This is a genomic window from Phormidesmis priestleyi ULC007, assembly GCF_003003695.1.
Taxonomy (GTDB): domain Bacteria; phylum Cyanobacteriota; class Cyanobacteriia; order Leptolyngbyales; family Leptolyngbyaceae; genus Phormidesmis_A; species Phormidesmis_A priestleyi_A.
The window spans coordinates 18,084-31,829 of sequence record NZ_PVWG01000011.1; the positions used below are offsets into that span (position 1 = coordinate 18,084).

General features: G+C 47.4%; 17 protein-coding genes. 9 read left to right on the top strand and 8 right to left on the bottom strand.

Annotated features, from left to right (window positions below; translation table 11 throughout):
* Positions 1–14 precede the first annotated feature (14 nt).
* The 3 genes from C7B65_RS11730 to recJ are packed head-to-tail and all read left to right on the top strand — an operon-like array spanning position 15 to position 3,061.
* The gene (locus tag C7B65_RS11730) at positions 15–491 is read left to right on the top strand and encodes a CRR6 family NdhI maturation factor (RefSeq protein ID WP_073071274.1); all 477 of its coding nucleotides are present in this window, start codon (positions 15–17) and stop codon (positions 489–491) included.
* Positions 492–532: 41 nt separating this feature from the next.
* Complete coding sequence (locus C7B65_RS11735) at positions 533–955, top strand: hypothetical protein (RefSeq protein WP_073071276.1); 423 nt, start codon at positions 533–535, stop codon at positions 953–955.
* 60 nt (positions 956–1,015) lie between these two features.
* Positions 1,016–3,061, top strand: coding sequence for a single-stranded-DNA-specific exonuclease RecJ (gene recJ, locus C7B65_RS11740; RefSeq protein ID WP_223257363.1), 2,046 nt, complete (start codon positions 1,016–1,018; stop codon positions 3,059–3,061).
* A gap of 130 nt (positions 3,062–3,191) precedes the next feature.
* Here the strand turns inward: recJ and psb30 are convergent, their stop codons facing one another.
* On the bottom strand, positions 3,192–3,311 hold the full coding sequence (gene psb30, locus C7B65_RS11745; protein WP_073071278.1) for a photosystem II reaction center protein Ycf12/Psb30: 120 nt from the start codon (positions 3,309–3,311) through the stop codon (positions 3,192–3,194).
* 318 nt (positions 3,312–3,629) lie between these two features.
* On the opposite strand from psb30, the gene C7B65_RS11750 reads away from it, so the two are divergent.
* The 4 genes from C7B65_RS11750 to C7B65_RS11765 all read left to right on the top strand — a co-directional run bounded on the left by C7B65_RS11750 (position 3,630) and on the right by C7B65_RS11765 (position 6,002).
* Positions 3,630–4,817, top strand: a complete 1,188-nt coding sequence (locus C7B65_RS11750; protein ID WP_073071279.1) for an RNA-guided endonuclease InsQ/TnpB family protein — start codon at positions 3,630–3,632, stop codon at positions 4,815–4,817.
* 53 nt (positions 4,818–4,870) lie between these two features.
* On the top strand, positions 4,871–5,221 hold the full coding sequence (locus C7B65_RS11755; RefSeq protein WP_073071281.1) for a YkgJ family cysteine cluster protein: 351 nt from the start codon (positions 4,871–4,873) through the stop codon (positions 5,219–5,221).
* Positions 5,222–5,285: 64 nt separating this feature from the next.
* Positions 5,286–5,690: a TMEM165/GDT1 family protein gene (locus tag C7B65_RS11760; protein WP_244913197.1), complete on the top strand. Its 405-nt coding sequence runs from the start codon at positions 5,286–5,288 to the stop codon at positions 5,688–5,690.
* A 15-nt stretch (positions 5,691–5,705) separates the two neighbouring features.
* Positions 5,706–6,002: a TMEM165/GDT1 family protein gene (locus C7B65_RS11765; protein WP_073071284.1), complete on the top strand. Its 297-nt coding sequence runs from the start codon at positions 5,706–5,708 to the stop codon at positions 6,000–6,002.
* Between the two features lie 72 nt (positions 6,003–6,074).
* Here the strand turns inward: C7B65_RS11765 and C7B65_RS11770 are convergent, their stop codons facing one another.
* The 3 genes from C7B65_RS11770 to C7B65_RS11780 form a co-directional block, all read right to left on the bottom strand.
* Entirely contained in the window at positions 6,075–7,442 is a 1,368-nt protein-coding gene (locus C7B65_RS11770) for an NAD-dependent succinate-semialdehyde dehydrogenase (protein ID WP_073071286.1), read from the bottom strand.
* A gap of 31 nt (positions 7,443–7,473) precedes the next feature.
* Positions 7,474–7,893 (bottom strand): Na-translocating system protein MpsC family protein, encoded by a 420-nt coding sequence (locus C7B65_RS11775; protein ID WP_073071288.1) that lies wholly within the window; start codon positions 7,891–7,893, stop codon positions 7,474–7,476.
* A 207-nt stretch (positions 7,894–8,100) separates the two neighbouring features.
* Positions 8,101–8,280 (bottom strand): hypothetical protein, encoded by a 180-nt coding sequence (locus C7B65_RS11780; protein ID WP_073071290.1) that lies wholly within the window; start codon positions 8,278–8,280, stop codon positions 8,101–8,103.
* 229 nt (positions 8,281–8,509) lie between these two features.
* Between C7B65_RS11780 and C7B65_RS11785 the strand changes: the two genes are divergently transcribed.
* Positions 8,510–9,112 carry an SRPBCC family protein gene (locus C7B65_RS11785; RefSeq protein ID WP_073071292.1) on the top strand — a complete coding sequence of 201 codons (603 nt, stop codon included), beginning with the start codon at positions 8,510–8,512 and terminating at the stop codon, positions 9,110–9,112.
* Between the two features lie 17 nt (positions 9,113–9,129).
* Positions 9,130–9,540: a PPC domain-containing DNA-binding protein gene (locus C7B65_RS11790; protein WP_073071293.1), complete on the top strand. Its 411-nt coding sequence runs from the start codon at positions 9,130–9,132 to the stop codon at positions 9,538–9,540.
* On the opposite strand, the gene C7B65_RS11795 is transcribed toward C7B65_RS11790, so the two are convergent.
* The 4 genes from C7B65_RS11795 to mnmH form a co-directional block, all read right to left on the bottom strand.
* A complete protein-coding gene (locus C7B65_RS11795) occupies positions 9,521–10,276 on the bottom strand; it encodes a class I SAM-dependent methyltransferase (RefSeq protein WP_073071295.1) in 756 nt (251 codons plus the stop codon). The genes C7B65_RS11790 and C7B65_RS11795 overlap by 20 nt on opposite strands.
* A 198-nt stretch (positions 10,277–10,474) precedes the next feature.
* Positions 10,475–12,160: a GIY-YIG nuclease family protein gene (locus C7B65_RS11800; protein ID WP_073071297.1), complete on the bottom strand. Its 1,686-nt coding sequence runs from the start codon at positions 12,158–12,160 to the stop codon at positions 10,475–10,477.
* Positions 12,161–12,236: 76 nt separating this feature from the next.
* A complete protein-coding gene (locus tag C7B65_RS11805; RefSeq protein ID WP_073071299.1) occupies positions 12,237–12,608 on the bottom strand; it encodes a hypothetical protein in 372 nt (123 codons plus the stop codon).
* Positions 12,609–12,610: 2 nt separating this feature from the next.
* A complete protein-coding gene (mnmH, locus tag C7B65_RS11810; protein WP_073071300.1) occupies positions 12,611–13,678 on the bottom strand; it encodes a tRNA 2-selenouridine(34) synthase MnmH in 1,068 nt (355 codons plus the stop codon).
* Positions 13,679–13,746 lie beyond the last annotated feature (68 nt).

Here is a 13,746-nt window from a genome sequence, read left to right on the forward strand (position 1 = left end):
GACTCATCATCTTTATGTCTATCTCGATCACCCTTCACGCCGATCAGATTAATAGGTTAGACCTGTCTCCAGCGATCGCGGCAATCAATCCCCTGCTGTTGGAGATTCTTGCTTATGAGCAGCAGCTTCAGTTTACGATCGATTACCCGCTCGAACCCGATGACCCCAGAGAGCTATCTGAGATTCCAGAGGTGCGTTTGTGGTTTATCCGCTTGGATGCGCTGTATCCCTGGCTGCCGTTTTTAGTTGATTGGAAAGCTGGAGAACTGGGACGATATACAGCAATGCTGGTGCCGCATCAGTTCCACCCCAAAGAGGGAATTCAGTACAACCCAGAGGCGCTAGAAATTTTTGTGATGAGTAAGACGTTTGTGCTGATGAATTGGCTCAAGCAGCAGGGCATTGAGAGTCGATCGCGCCTCAAAGCGATGACACAAATGTTGGGCTATGAGTTAGACGACGCATTTTTTGATTTACTGGTCGAGAATTGATCGCTGATTCTGAATCGTAAACTCTACTTGGAATAGGTGCCATGACTTCTAAATTTTGGACGATCGCGCTGACAACAACTTTTCTGCTGGTCAGCCCAATCGCCAGCCTCAACGCCCGAACCTGCAAAAATAATTGTCCTGCCCCAGTTCTTCAATTTACGCCAGGTCAGCGCATCGTCGTGCAAGTTGTCAACCGCACCGAAAATCGAGTTGAAGTCGAAAAGGTGTTGGGCACGAACCCGATCTCAGTCGCACCAGGTCAGCAAATCGAATTTGAGCGCGGCGGCAGCACCGATCCTAATTTCTCGGTCGTGTTTTGGGATGTCACAGCATTGGCAATGAAATCGTCGCTTTCTAAGCCCAACCCCAACACATTACGAATCGAACTCAAATCAGAGCGCAAATATCCTCCGGGCGATCGCTCGGTCTACATCCGCAACGATGGCCGAGTCGATGTTTTTTAAAGAGTCAAGAGAAAGTTTTATGATTTGCGCTTTTATGTCGGTAAGATGGGCTGAGTCTTTTTGGATCGATCGCCTGTGTTAGAGCTACCTGTTTCTCGATCGAGTCTGTCTCCCCGTGCTGCAATTCCTGACCAACGTTGGAATATTTTTCCCAGTCAGGCAGAACGAGCGGAGCAGCTTGCTCAAACAACGAGCTTGTCTCCCTTGTTAACTCAGGTGTTGCTCAATCGAAAAATCCAGACACCCGAACAGATCAAGGTTTACTTAGATCCCGACTCTCAAGATTTACCGTCACCCTTAGAAGACTTTCCAGATCTGCCCATCAGCTTAGAGTTGCTGATCAACGCCATCAATCAACGCCAGCGCATCGCGATTTGTGGAGACTATGACGCAGACGGTATGACTAGCACGGCTCTGCTGCTGAGAGCGTTGCGGTCTTTGGGTGCGCGAGTCGATTATGCAATCCCCAGCCGGATGAGTGAGGGATATGGCATTAACGAACGGATCGTTGAAGACTTCCATGAAGAAGGAGTTTCACTCATTCTCACCGTCGATAACGGCATTATGGCGCACAAGCCGATCGCCAGAGCAAGAGAGTTAGGGTTAGCTGTGATCATCACCGATCACCACGATTTGCCGCCTATTTTGCCCGATGCCAACGCGATTCTCAACCCCAAGCTGATTGCCGAAACGTCGCCTTATCGCAGCATGGCGGGCGTGGGTGTCGCTTATGTTTTGGCGCTATCGCTGGCACAGAGTTTTGACCAAACGCGAGAACTTCGAGATGTTTTATTAGAACTCTTTACGCTGGGCACGATCGCCGATCTCGCACCACTTCTGGGCGTAAATCGTCGCTGGGTGAAACGGGGCTTACAACTGTTGCCGAAGTCCAAACTATCAGGCGTTCAGGCGCTCATTCAAGTCGCAGGATTGAGCGGTGAGAAAAATCTGAAGCCAGAAGCGATCGGCTTTCGCTTAGGACCACGCATCAATGCAGTGGGTCGTTTAGCAGATCCCCAAATTGTGATCGAACTGCTGATTACTGACGATGATGGGGTCGCTTTAGAACAGGCGATGAAGTGTGAGCAGATTAACAAACAGCGTCAGCAACTCTGCGAACAGATTGAGCGAGAAGCGATCGAAGCTTACGAACAAGGCTCACTAGATGCAAAGGACGATCGGGTGCTGCTGCTCGTGCAACCGGGCTGGCATCATGGCGTGATTGGCATCGTGGCATCTCGGTTAGTCGAGCGCTATGGCGTTCCTGTGTTTATCGGTACTTACGAAGACGAGGCTCAACAACACATTCGAGGATCAGCTCGCAGCATTCCAGAGTTTAATGTCTTCGAGGCGCTGGAATTCTGTAAAGATCTGATGCTCAAATGTGGGGGGCACAAAGCAGCAGGCGGGTTTTCGTTTGAGGCGAGTCAATTGGATGCGATTCGATCGCGCCTCCGCACCTTTGCCCATCAATCCTTAAAACCAGAACACCTCAAGCCGCTCGTCACCGTTGACACTCAGGCAAATCTCAATCAAATTGACTTAAGCTTCTATGCTCAAATTGATGCCCTTCACCCCTGCGGCATGGAGAACCCCGACCCCGTATTTTGGACTCCGAATGTGCGGATTAGTGACCAAAAAATGATTGGCAAAGGACACCTCAAATTAATGGTGTGTCAAGAAGATTTGGCAGCCGATGAATTTGCAGCAGGTCAAAAACTGCAAGCGATCGCGTGGCGTTGGGGCGAATATTATCCCTTACCCAAGCATTTGGATATTGCCTACCGAGTTAGAACCAACGAGTGGAATGGAGATATTTCGGTTCAGCTAGAAATCATTGGAGTCAGGCTGCCTTCTCAGTCGGCAAATTCTGGCGTTGAATTTTCTCACAGTCAGCGCAATTACACCTGCGTGATTTTAGAGCGAGACGGCATCAAAGAACTCAGAATTCGCAACTTTAAAGGCGAGGTTCTAGCCATTCAAAAAGGGCAAAAAACGGGGACTTTAGGGAAGACTCCGCAGACGACGAAAGAGGTAGACGTTTCTCAACCGCAGTTCTATCACTTGATCAAAGCAGCGATGCAAGTCTTAGGAGTGGGCGAGTAATTCACATGAAAAAGCCCGATCGTGACGATCGGGCTGTGGAGCTACTCTCTCTTAAACTTTATAAAACTTTGTCAAGCTAGCTGAATACCCTCAGCTACGGCTACTGACCTAAACCACCTTTAGGAAACTTTTAAAGATTGCCGTTCCGCAAAGCGAGCAAGAAAATCACAGCGGGCCCTGCAATCACGATCGCTGCAAGCATTGACAACTGAGCAATCGCCTCAAAATTGATATTGCTTAGAAACTCCATTTCCCCTCCCAACAAGCCTGATAACGTCTGAACCGAAACCGCAACCGCTAATATCTTATCGGTACGATCGCACCTTTCTTAAAGAACTTTACAAAACTATAAAAGACTTAAACTGCGTCAGCTAACCATTATGTTTTGTTAAAGTGGATCATTCGCGCTTGTTCAGTCTCTCATATTCTTGATCGGCTTCAGCGCCACCAAAAACCGCTATCCCCCTACGACCCGCTTCGCTGAGGTCGTAGGGGGATAGCGGGGCAAATGCAGTGAAACGGAATTTGCCAATTGTCTTTGCCTCCCACAAGTGGTATTATTGTACTCATGAAACAAGTCCTGACAATCGTTGTAAAGCTTCAACCTACCCCTGAGCAAGTGTCTAAAATGGATGCTTCGCTCCAGGCGTTTGCGAATGCTTGCAACTATGTCAACGACAATACCGATCCTAAAATCACCAACAAGATTGCACTGCAAGCCCTGACCTACCAGACCATCAAAGCCGAGTTCGACTTGGTGGCAAACATGGCAGTCAGGGCGTGCGCTCGTGTCGGTGCAAATCGCAAAACGGCAAAGCTTAAAGGCAAGCCAGTTAAAAAGTTTGCACCAACCAGCATGGACTGTGACAAAGACTTGTTCACCTTCAGGGAGAAGGATTGGGAAGTCAGCCTCGCCACCGTCCAGGGCAGAGAACGAGTCAGACTGAATGCTGGCAACTATCAGAGAGGGAAGCTCAAGGGCTGCAAGCCAACCTCGGCTCAACTGTGCAAGCATCGTGACGGCAAGTTCTATCTGCACATTCAACTCAAGGATGAAGCGCCAGAGCCAATTCAATCGCGCAATGTGATTGGCGTTGACTTTGGACGCAGAGACATTGCCGTTACGTCTGAAGGAGAAAAGTGGGACGGTCAGGACATCCAGCAAGTTCGAGATAAATTCTCCAAAGTCAGAGCATCGCTGCAAGCAAAAGCCTCGAAAGGCACAAGGTCTACTCGCCGTCGGGCGAGACAGATCTTGCAACGGCTGTCGGGCAGAGAGCGACGCTATCAGCAATGGTTGAACCATCGAATCAGCAAAGCAATTGTGCAGCAAGCCAAAGCGCTTGAAGCGGTGATTGCGGTAGAGGATTTGACAGGCATTCGAGAACGCACCAACGAACTGCGGCGCAACAAGACTGAGCGCAGACGTTCTAATAGTTGGGCGTTCTATCAGTTGCGCCTGTTCATTGCTTACAAAGCAATTCAGGCAGGCGTGGAGATGGTCGCGGTGAATCCGGCTTATACCAGTCAAACCTGTCACCAATGCCTGCACATTCACCCCGTTAAAGGCAAGTCTTATCGTAGTGGTAAGCGCTTTCAGTGTGGTCATTGCGAGTGGTCTGGGGATGCTGATTTGAATGGGTCAAGGATGATCAAGATTTTGGGGCTGTCTGTAAACCAGCCTAGAGGTTCGGAGCTTGCTTGTTCTTTGAACAGTCACGCTTCAGGGCTACTAAAAGCTCCCCGTTCAGCGTAAGCGACGGGGAGTAGTTTACTCTGAGATCAAGATTTTTTCCCTCTCTAAAACCTATGGCAACCTGGCTTTGTGTAAAACAGTGTGGTGCTTGCTGTCACCTCGACCCAACCGATCGCCCCGATTTAGAAGACTACCTCTCTGCCGCAGAACTTGAGCTTTACCTCAGCATGGTTGGCGACGATGGCTGGTGTGTAAATTTTGACCAAGACAGCCGAGAGTGCCGCATTTATGAGAAGCGCCCACGCTTTTGCCGGGTGGAAACCAAAACTTTTGAAGAAATGTTTGGGGTTGAGCCAGCAGAACTTAATGATTTTGCGATCGACTGCTGCCGTGAGCAGATCGAAGGGGTTTATGGCGATCGCAGTTTAGAAATGCTGCGCTTCGATCAAGCGGTTGGCATCTAAAAAACATTGCCAATCGCAGCAAAGTCTAAGATAATGAAAGAAATGTGAAAAGCAGTGTCCCTTCATGCCACTACCCGAACTTTCTGTATCCGGTCTGCCTGACTCTTCATTAATCGAGTCTGACTTCTCTGATCAGTCTATGGTGCTTGAGATCGAAACTCCGTTGAGCGCTGCCCAAGCCCCAACCTGGGACTTTTGGAAAGTGTTTGGCTCCACTTTCGTCACGATCTTCTTGGCAGAACTGGGAGACAAAACTCAAGTCGCAACGCTGCTGATGAGCGCTCAATCTCAAAATCCCTGGGTGGTGTTTGCGGGTGCGGCATCTGCTTTAGTCGCAACAAGTTTGGTCGGTGTATTAGTCGGTCGCTGGCTGTCTACCCGTCTTTCACTCAAAACCCTTGAGCGCGCCACAGGAATGCTCTTACTCGTTATTTCAGCCCTGCTGGTTTGGGATGTTGCACGAATGTAGTCAGGAGTCACAGCGATGGATTGGCATCTTTTAGGGTTGAGTTTTATTACCGTTTTTTTGGCAGAGTTGGGAGATAAAAGCCAGCTTGCCGCGATCGCCCTGAGTGGCGCAAACGCTAAATTTCCGAGAGCGGTTTTTTTAGGCACGATCGCTGCCCTAATTTTGGCAAGCTTTTTGGGTGTGATTGTGGGTGAAGGCACCGCTCAAATATTGCCTGCTCAATATGCCAAAGCGATCGCCGCCGCAGGGTTTGCAATCATGGCAGTTCGGCTACTCTGGTTTAGCGCTGAAGAATCAGAATCGATCGAGTAAAAGCCGCCGATTTTCTGCATTTGAGGCGATAGAAAATAGGTGTAGATTCAAAATTATTCATTTTGCACCGTCCTATTTTTCCCAAATTGTTTTGATGTTGACAAACTCATGAATTCCTTCTTTGCCTAGTTCGCGCCCATAGCCCGATCGCTTGATGCCGCCAAACGGCAACCGCACGTCAGATTTGACCATGCCGTTGATAAAAACTGACCCCGCTTCGATTTCTTCAATGAAGCGATCGCGCTCTTGTTGATTGGTCGTCCAAGCACTCGCACCCAAGCCAAACGGGGAATCATTAGCGCGTCGAATCGCGGCATCTATGTCAGGAACTCGAAACAGTAGCGCCACAGGCCCAAAGAATTCTTCGTGTTCTGCTAGACAGCCAGCCGGAATCTCACTCAAAATTGTTGGCGGATAAAAGTTACCTGGACGATCGGATAAAGGTTCACCGCCGATCAAGACTTTTGCGCCTTGCTGAACGCTCATTTTGACTTGCTGATCTAAATCTTTAAGAATTCCAGGGGTGGCGAGCGGCCCAATATCGGTGTCTGGCAAGAGAGGGTCGCCAATTTTTAGCGCACGATATTTTTCGACCAAGCGATCGATAAATTCATCAGCGATCGCGTCTGCCAGAATAAACCGTTTGGCAGCAATGCAAGACTGTCCATTATTAATCATCCGCGCGGTCACTGCCGTTGAGATAGCTGTCTCCAAATCTGCACTAGGCATGACAATAAACGGATCGCTGCCACCCAGTTCTAAAACGACTTTTTTAAGGTGCTTTCCTGCCGTCGAAGCTAAACTGATGCCCGCAGGTTCGCTGCCTGTCAGAGTTGCGGCTTTTACTCGATCGTCTGCCACGATCGCCGCTACTTGGTCGGCTCCGATCAACAGCGTTTGAAACGTCCCCGTTGGGAAGCCAGCCCGATGCAGAATCTCTTCGATCGCGAGAGCAGACTGGGGCACATTTGAGGCGTGTTTAAGCAAGCCAACATTTCCTGCCATCAGCGCTGGAGCCGCAAATCGAAACACCTGCCAAAGTGGAAAGTTCCACGGCATGACTGCCAAAATGATTCCGAGCGGCTGATAGCGAATAAAACTATGACTCGCATCGGTTTGAACAGAAACATCGGCTAAAAGCTGAGGGGCATTTTCAGCATAATAACGACAGACCGACGCACATTTTTCGACCTCGGCGATCGCAGCTTTGAGCGGCTTTCCCATTTCTAGCGTCATGGTTTTGCCAAAGCGATCGCGCTCTGCTTCTAAAATCTCAGCCGCCCGATTCAGCCAACTCGCTTTTTGCTGCATTGGCACCGTTCGATAGTTAAGAAACGTTTGCTGCGCGAGATCGAGCTTGGCTTCAAGATCGCGATCGCTCAACGGTTCAAACGTTTTCAAAACGTCTCCATTAGCTGGATTTGTAGTGGCGATTCCCATAACGACGCTCCTGACGATCTTGAACTAGTAATTATTCTGTATCTTCTGCACTTGCATCACTCCTAAGTTTGCGAGTCGCTTGAGGCTCACGAAACTGGGGCGTATCGGCTAAAACCGCGATCGTACCCATCCGCCCGGTTTTAAGGGTGGCATCCGTTAAAACATCAACGACTTCAATTCCAATCACTTCTCGAATCAACTCTGTCAGTTGAGGATTGAAAGCTTTGTCGAGATCGTCTCGCACTTGTTCTGCCAAATCTTCTTGACCACTTGCAACCAAAACTTGCTCAGTTTTAGTAATAGAATCTTCTAAAACAATAACAACTTTACCATCAAAAATTTGACACTGAACTCGACTTGGCTGCTGCCCAAGCTGAGTGCGATAGAGGGCTTGAATGCGCTGAGAAAGAGTACGTTCTAGCTGTCCACGGGTTTGGGTTTCAGAATTCATAGTACATTAATCTGAAAATACAGGGTTTTAATAACTAGATAGAAGTTGCTAACTTAGTGCTGTTATTATCGCGATTGCTGAATTTAGAACAATCCATCTGAGGGCGGGTTTGAAGTCACCAAAGATTAACCAATAAGCTCTACTTTGGACTCAGAAGTCCCTAGTTTGAGTTGAGAGCGTAACTCTAAATTGGGAGTGATTTAATGTTTATCTCGTCTCAATGAGTCCATTGACGATCGCTAGCACGAGGGTTAACAAAATTAATGTCCACAAAACAAATCCAGGGATAAAGGTGAGTAGCCCTACTCCTCTCAGAAGCCAAACCAGAGCCGTTAGCCCAATGACTCCCAAAAAGACAACAACCCTTGAGTTAGATGACTTGCTCATAGTTTTTCACGCAATAATGCTTGTGTTTCTTGTCTCCTCACCTTTAGCAAATTTCTCTGAATCTTCATCAGAAAACAGCAGATTTTTATGGCAAGGCATCAATTATATTGATAACTTAACGTTGGTAGGAGCGCGATCGACGACTCGTTACAATTTTTGTCGTCTACTCTGCCGCACTTATAAAATTGCCTAAATCGCCCCGTTGACCTTGCTTGAGGAGTGCTAGACCATGATGACTGCATCGACAAAACCCAACCTACTTCAGGAATCTACCGAAATTTCGTTCACCATTCCAGAGATTCGTGCTGCTCAACGCGACTCGTTGCTAAACGGTGAAATTCTACTCAAAACTCGCTCTTACACCGCTTGGGGAGGAGCCGTTACTGCCCAAATGTACCTCCCTGTCTCTCCTGCCCAAGTCTGGCAGCAGTTGACCGATTATCCTCGCTGGACGCTGTTTTTTCCTGACATCACCCGTAGCGAAGTCGTGCATAACGGAATCAGTGGCTCTAGTACAGTGCTGAAGCGGCAGGTTAAACGCATTTATCAAAAAGCCAGCAAAGCGTTCTTGTTTCTGACGGCGCAGGTTGAGATTCATCTTAAAGTTTTAGAAACTCAACATCAGCGCATTCAGTTCTATCTTGAGTCGGGAAGTTTTCGCGATTTCAGCGCTGACTTGCAGTTACAAGCGTGTGGAGATGGCACGATTCTCACTTACTCGGTTCAGGCGACTCCGACGATTCCGATTCCGGGAGTGTTGATTGAGCAAGCCATTCAATTTGATTTGCCAACTAATCTTAAGCAGATGCGGCGAGTCATTTGTGGAAAGTGATCAGAGCGATCGTCCTCATGAAAGTCTTTGCTTTGCGACTGAAGCCCGATCAAGATTTGCGCCAAAGTTTGAAAGAGTTTGCGCTTTCAAATAATATTCAGGCGGGGTTTGTTTTGTCGGCGATCGGCAGTCTTAAACAAGCCGCAATTCGATTTGCTGACCAACCAAAGAGTCAGATTTTGCCAGGAAAATTTGAAATTCTCTCGCTCAATGGCACCTTATCAGTGAATGGGCTGCACTTGCATATTACGATCGCCGATTCAGTCGGGAACACGATCGGCGGGCACCTCGACAACGACAGCATTGTCTACACCACTGCTGAAATTGTGATCGGAGCCAGTGAAGATTTGATCTTTTTACGATCGTCCGATCCCCAAACTGGGTTTCTAGAACTCGAAATTCAAGCGGTTAAGCAGCGCGTCGAATAGCCCGAAATCTCGACCGAGTGTAATCAGCAATCCATCCTTGACCTTCTTGGAAAAGAGTCGGACGCAGGCGATCGCGAACTTCCTCAACACAAGCCTCCCAATTGTCTGGAGGAAGCGCACAAAGAAATGGTTGGGCAAAGGTTTCGAGCCACCCAGAGATATCACCCGGAAGCGGCGTTGGACGAGAAAAGAGGACGATCGAATCCACTTCAAAGCCCTGATCTTCTAAAAGAACGCGATACTCATCTGCTGTTGGGAAAAACCAGGGATCGTATTCTTGCGGGTTGATGCTGCGATTTTGAAGGGCTGTGTGAAGTGCGTTGCGGATCGTTGCCACATTGCCAAACCCACCCATTTCAGCAACAAATCGACCGTTTGGTTTGAGCGATCGATAGACTTTAGCGATCGCTGTTGGTTGATCTTTAACCCAATGCAGAACGGCATTGCTAAAGACCGCATCGAACTCCTCAACGAAGGGAAGATTTTCAGCAGTGCAGACTTCAGCTTCGAGTCCGCGCTGACGGGTCGCCTGCACTTGTTCAGCGCTGGCATCCACTCCCAGGACAAGCCCACCTGCGGCAACCAGTTTTTCTGTCAGCGCTCCGTCTCCACATCCGAGATCAAGAATTCTCTCGCCAGGAACCAATTGCAGTAAATCGAGCAGCGGTTCGCCAAGGTCAGAGACGAAACGCGCGTTCTTGGCATAACTTTCTGGATTCCAGGTTTGTTGAGTCATGATCCGATTGGTTGTTTAGGCACAGTTGAGCGACGACAAATAGCACTGATACGAAGCGCTAAGACTTTACTCACCCACTCTGACCAATGTTTAGGCACAGTTGAGCGACGACAAATAGCACTGATACGAAGCGCTAAGACTTTACTCACCCACTCTGACCAATTGCTAGGCACAGTGACCGCTCAAATCCGCAGCTTCCTATACTCGCAGAGCGTTTTTTCTTCCTAGCTTACCTTTTTTCTTCATATACTCAGCATTTATGATACTCGACTCACTCTTGGTCAGCCAAGCACAATTATCTGGAAAGAATCCTTCATCCTTATCTATCCTAGAGAACGCCATGCTCTCTTCGGGGGGATTTCCAACATCTCGTAAGAATTGTTTGAAGTCGCGCCATGAATCATAAATTTCTAATCTAGGAATATATTCTTTAGACTTAGGGTTGAGTGCGCCATGGATAATCCTACTCCATGCTTTGTAAGCCTTTGTTTTAGTTAGGCTCTCACCGGGTTTTGCAATTGTCTTAACGTTCACCCGACACTGACTTATTCTCTTCTTTGCCGCAGAGAGACTTATATTCCGAGTCTCAGAAAGATATATCGCTGCTTTTTCTACACTTTCAAAGCGGATATCGTCAATACAAGTAACTTTTTTGTTTGAGCCACCGCTTACGCCACCAGTAGAAATATTATACCCATTAGGAATCAAGGTTCCAAGCTTTTTAATCCACTCCCTTTCTTTCTTTTCCAAGTCTTTTTTGGAAGTACCTCGGTCTATTTGTCGTATTTCAAAAGCATCTGAACCATTTTCTCGGAGCGCGTAATGTAATGATTCATTTCCCTTGATATATCCAGCGAAAGCTTGTTCAACATGATATTTCCATCGACGCTCTAGAGTCTGAATCGTCAATCCAACATATTGTTTACCGGATTTCTTATGTGTAACTAAATAGATAATACCTTCAGCATAGCCTGGGTTAGGAATACGATCAAAAGCTTCTTCAGGTGGTATGCCCGCTCTGATCCACCGAGCTATGGTGCGCCTGCTAGCTAGTGGATTTAAACACCTTATTGCTTCCTTAAGATTGGGATACTTAACTCCAAATACTATGATCTCGCCAACTTTTCGTGAACCGCGAACATATTCTTTATCAAATATCTTTTCTTCAGATAATCCGGCTTCACGCCTTTTAAGAGATCTCCAATAATTCACACCTAATTCCTTACATTTATTCTTGAAAGTAGTTTCGCGTTGACTATCACGGGAACAACTTGGACAATTAGTACCTCTCAAGTGGTTGCTTGGAGTTTGCCAAAACTCCCCATGTTTTGGACAGAATATTCTTCCTTTTTTGTCTACAGTTAGATACTTAAATTGACTGTAGTCATATTTATTGCCATGAACATTTCTAGCTCGTTCAACAAACAAATTATTCAAATCTTCTTTTGATTTAACTTCACCTCTTTCCTGCTGAGAGCCAGCTAACGTAATCGATAAGCATTCGGGACATCCCGTATGTCCACCTATATGATTTCTAGGTTCTTGCAAAAAGATTATGTTATGCTCTCTACACAAAATGCTTACTTGTTCGCCGCTTTTAGGAAGCTCGATAAAAAGTGAATAGTCATATCGATTTCCGAAGTGCTTCTGCGATCGGTGGACCAACTCCTCCTTCAATATTTTTTGAGATTCAAAATAGCACTTACGACATCCAACTCCATTTTTATGATGTCCAGGAGAAATTTCAAACTCACCATGAATAGGGCATATTACCCTTATTTTTAAAGGCGAGTTGACATATTCTACCGATGAGTAATCGTAGTAATCCCCATGAGCTTGATGAAACTCTGCAATTAACTGCTGTTGTGTCTTTTTGCTGGGCATTTAGAAAATCATTCAGCTACTACGTTCATACAAAAAAGCTCAAAAATCGGTATAACTCATAACCTGAGCAGTACAACTATTGATCGAATGGGGCGATCGCTCCCTTCTCTTGATTAATCCGATCGCGCCAAATTTGATTCTGTTCGATCGTCAAAACAATTTTCTTATAAAACTCATCATCTAGTTCAAGCGTCAAATAGTTTTCGTCATGTGTGGCATACCAAAACTCGCGCCCGTGACTCGTATAATAAGTACCCGCCTTAATCACACCCGGAAGAAAAGTGCCTGGTAATCGGACATCTTTCCAATCAGTTTCGGGCTTTGAAATTGTTGCTTGACGAATATGATTGAGAGGAATTTCGAGCGTTTGATTAAAGAAAAATGCTAAGATTCTTTCCCAGGGATTGAGATCAATTCGTAAGCGATCGCGTTCAATTGATAACTCCATAGTCACCTCCGGTTTATCACTAATTCTTGTGCAAATTGAGATTGATTTCCGACAAAAATCTCTCTAGACTTTTCAATCAGTCGATCGACACTTTCGGCAATAGAAATCCCAGAAACATCGACTGGATAAATAGAAACCTCTCGCTTTTTCAAATCAAATAAATAGCTTTTATCGTAATAGTTCAAAACGAGATCAATTGCAGGCGCTAAGTCACCTTGACGAATATGAGCGATCGCCGCTTGTGCATTTTGTCCGCCCAGCTTTCTACTAATTCGCTCAGTTGCGGCAATTAGTTCTTCAGGGTCAGCCGAACCGTAGACTTCTAGCAAAATGCCGATGCGCTCAGAGCGCGAGCGCTCAACCTGCACGACAGGCGACTCAACCATTCGCAAAAAAATCTCATCCGGCACACGACACAATCCGACGCGATGGCTTTCGGCTTCGATCCACACGGGGCGATCGCGATCGAGCGTCACCCACTGCATCGCAAGTAGATTTTCATAGTGCTCATTGGTCGGCTGTGGAGGTAGCCCCAGACTTCCATAACTGCTGCCGCGATGATTTGCCAGATGCTCTAAGTCGAGAATTTGCTCTCCTCGATCCGCTAAAGCATTCAACAGAATCGTTTTTCCGGTGCCCGTCATGCCGCCGAGAGTGACGATCGCTTGCGGCGTTGCTAAGGTCGATCGCGCCCAACGCCGAAACGCTTTATAGCCCCCTTCTAGCAAAAAGACTTCCAGCCCCGCCGTTTCGAGCAGCCACGCTAGACTGCTGCTTCGCATTCCGCCGCGCCAGCAGTGGAGTCGAACTCGACGCTCGTCAGCCAGTTTTTTAGCCGTCTGCACCAATTGGGTGAGTTTTGGGCCGACGAGCGTTAAGCCAAGCTCGATCGCGACTTCCTTACCTTGCTGCTTATAACAAGTTCCAACTTGTGCCCGTTCGTCGTCGCTGAATAGTGGAAAACTAGTCGCTCCGGGGATGTGTCCATGTGCATATTCAGCCGGACTGCGGGCATCTAAGATAATTCCAGAAGCGTCGAAAAATTCGTCGGGAGACAGGGTTTGCGGCATGAAGACAGTTAAAGCAGCCAGGGTTGATCATCAACAAAAAGAGGGCAGGACTTTGCCCACCCTCAACC

Coding starts and splice junctions, on each gene's coding strand:
- C7B65_RS11790 (WP_073071293.1), top strand. CDS start 9,130: ATGAAAGTCTTTGCTTTGCGACTGAAGCCCGATCAAGATTTGCGCCAA.
- C7B65_RS11805 (WP_073071299.1), bottom strand. CDS start 12,608: ATGGAGTTATCAATTGAACGCGATCGCTTACGAATTGATCTCAATCCC.
- C7B65_RS11735 (WP_073071276.1), top strand. CDS start 533: ATGACTTCTAAATTTTGGACGATCGCGCTGACAACAACTTTTCTGCTG.
- C7B65_RS11760 (WP_244913197.1), top strand. CDS start 5,286: ATGCCACTACCCGAACTTTCTGTATCCGGTCTGCCTGACTCTTCATTA.
- C7B65_RS11750 (WP_073071279.1), top strand. CDS start 3,630: ATGAAACAAGTCCTGACAATCGTTGTAAAGCTTCAACCTACCCCTGAG.
- C7B65_RS11785 (WP_073071292.1), top strand. CDS start 8,510: ATGATGACTGCATCGACAAAACCCAACCTACTTCAGGAATCTACCGAA.
- C7B65_RS11770 (WP_073071286.1), bottom strand. CDS start 7,442: ATGGGAATCGCCACTACAAATCCAGCTAATGGAGACGTTTTGAAAACG.
- C7B65_RS11775 (WP_073071288.1), bottom strand. CDS start 7,893: ATGAATTCTGAAACCCAAACCCGTGGACAGCTAGAACGTACTCTTTCT.
- C7B65_RS11800 (WP_073071297.1), bottom strand. CDS start 12,160: ATGCCCAGCAAAAAGACACAACAGCAGTTAATTGCAGAGTTTCATCAA.
- C7B65_RS11765 (WP_073071284.1), top strand. CDS start 5,706: ATGGATTGGCATCTTTTAGGGTTGAGTTTTATTACCGTTTTTTTGGCA.
- C7B65_RS11795 (WP_073071295.1), bottom strand. CDS start 10,276: ATGACTCAACAAACCTGGAATCCAGAAAGTTATGCCAAGAACGCGCGT.
- psb30 (WP_073071278.1), bottom strand. CDS start 3,311: ATGGAGTTTCTAAGCAATATCAATTTTGAGGCGATTGCTCAGTTGTCA.
- mnmH (WP_073071300.1), bottom strand. CDS start 13,678: ATGCCGCAAACCCTGTCTCCCGACGAATTTTTCGACGCTTCTGGAATT.
- C7B65_RS11780 (WP_073071290.1), bottom strand. CDS start 8,280: ATGAGCAAGTCATCTAACTCAAGGGTTGTTGTCTTTTTGGGAGTCATT.
- C7B65_RS11755 (WP_073071281.1), top strand. CDS start 4,871: ATGGCAACCTGGCTTTGTGTAAAACAGTGTGGTGCTTGCTGTCACCTC.
- C7B65_RS11730 (WP_073071274.1), top strand. CDS start 15: ATGTCTATCTCGATCACCCTTCACGCCGATCAGATTAATAGGTTAGAC.